A 1090-nucleotide genomic window follows, 5' to 3' on the forward strand; every position below is an offset into this window, starting at 1 on the left:
GCCAGGATGTCTTCGCGTGCAGCACTGAGGTGTTCGGCCACGGCGGGCAGTTTGTCGGTGACGTAGTCGATGAGCCGCTCGAATTGCGCGGCCACCGCGGGGGCGTCGGGCTGGTCGTAGACGCTGTGCAGCATGGCTTTGACCGCCGGCCACATGCTCTTGGGGCAGATGCTCATCAGGTTGGCCGCGTAGTGGGTGCGACAGCGCTGCCAGGCCGCTCCGGGCAGGTTGGCCGCGATCGCCTCGCGTAGCCCGGCGTGGGCGTCGCTGGTGACCAGTCGTACGCCGGCCAGCCCGCGGGCGACCAGGTCGGCGAAGAACTCGTTCCAGGCCGGGCCGGTCTCGCTGGTGACCACCCGCATGCCCAGCACTTCGCGGTGTCCGTCACCATTGACTCCAGTGGCCAGCAGCACGACCCCGTTGACCACGCGGCCACCTTCGCGGACCTTCATCGTCAACGCATCCGCGGCGACGAAGGTGAACGGGCCAGCAGAATCAAGTGGGCGGTGGCGGAACTGCTCAACGTGCTCGTCGAGGTCGGTGGCCATGCGGCTGACCTGCGATTTGCTTAGCGAGTCGATGCCTAGGGTCTTGACCAGCTTGTCCATCCGCCGCGTGGAGACTCCGGCCAGGTAGCAGTCGGCGACCACGGTGATCAGCGCGGATTCGGCCCGCTTGCGGCGTTCGAGCAGCCAGTCGGGAAAGTAGGTTCCCTTGCGCAGCTTGGGAACCGCGACATCGACGGTCCCCACCCGGGTGTCCAGGCTGCGGTGGCGATATCCGTTGCGCTGGGACCGCCGTCCCGGTGTGGGCTGGCCCCATTCGGCGCCCACGACGGCATCAGCATCCGCCGACAGCAGGGCGTTGATCACGGTCTGCAGCAGCGAGCGCATCAGATCTGGTGAGGCTTCGGAGAGGGCCTCGCCAAGAAGGCCGGCAGGGTCGACAATGTGGGGTGCGGTCATCGTGATGCTCCTCGAGGATTCTGTGGAAGGTTGACTCGAAGGATCACGCGGTGGCCGCTTTACGTCCATCACCGACACGATGACGAACCCAGCAACCGCGCTACACCACTATGCGGGACTCAACT

1 protein-coding gene is annotated in these 1090 nt (G+C 66.2%); it reads right to left on the bottom strand.

Going from position 1 to position 1090, the window contains the following annotated elements; genetic code table 11:
- A partial coding sequence (locus tag ASJ79_RS24485) for an IS256 family transposase (protein WP_067961091.1) occupies nt 1-965 on the bottom strand: 965 nt, incomplete at its 3' end.
- Nucleotides 966-1090 lie beyond the last annotated feature (125 nt).

It is taken from the genome of Mycobacterium sp. NAZ190054 (genome assembly GCF_001545925.1).
Lineage (GTDB): Bacteria > Actinomycetota > Actinomycetes > Mycobacteriales > Mycobacteriaceae > Mycobacterium.